Annotated in this window: 1 protein-coding gene and 1 pseudogene; both read right to left on the reverse strand. The window is 59.2% G+C overall.

Translation table 11 applies throughout. The annotated features are described in order from the left end of the window. A pseudogene (locus AC1DH9_RS31180) lies at positions 1-122 on the reverse strand (NADH-quinone oxidoreductase subunit NuoE); the annotation flags it as partial. 2 nt (positions 123-124) lie between these two features. Further along, a partial coding sequence (locus AC1DH9_RS31185) for an NADH-quinone oxidoreductase subunit D-related protein (protein ID WP_477809592.1) occupies positions 125-355 on the reverse strand: 231 nt, incomplete at its 5' end.

Raw genomic sequence — 355 nt, forward strand, 5'->3', positions numbered from 1 at the left:
ATCTTCAGGGCTTCGATCGACGCCGCGCGCGGGTCTTCGTAGTGATGCAGCTCGTGCTCGATGGCCGAGCGCTCGGTTTCGCTCAGGGCGAAACGGTCTGTCTGGATAAGCGTGCTATTCATGCTTAGCGGTCCACGTCGGCCATAACGAAGTCGATACTACCCAGGTACGCGATCAAGTCCGCGACCATGCTGCCTTTGATCACCGAAGGGATCTGCTGCAGATGCGGGAAGCTTGGGGTGCGAATCCGGGTGCGGTAGCTCATGGTGCCGCCATCGCTCGTCAGGTAATAACTGTTGATGCCCTTGGTCGCTTCGATCATCTGGAAGGATTCGTTGGCCGGCATGACCGGGCC

It is taken from the genome of Pseudomonas sp. 05T35, assembly GCF_056396605.1.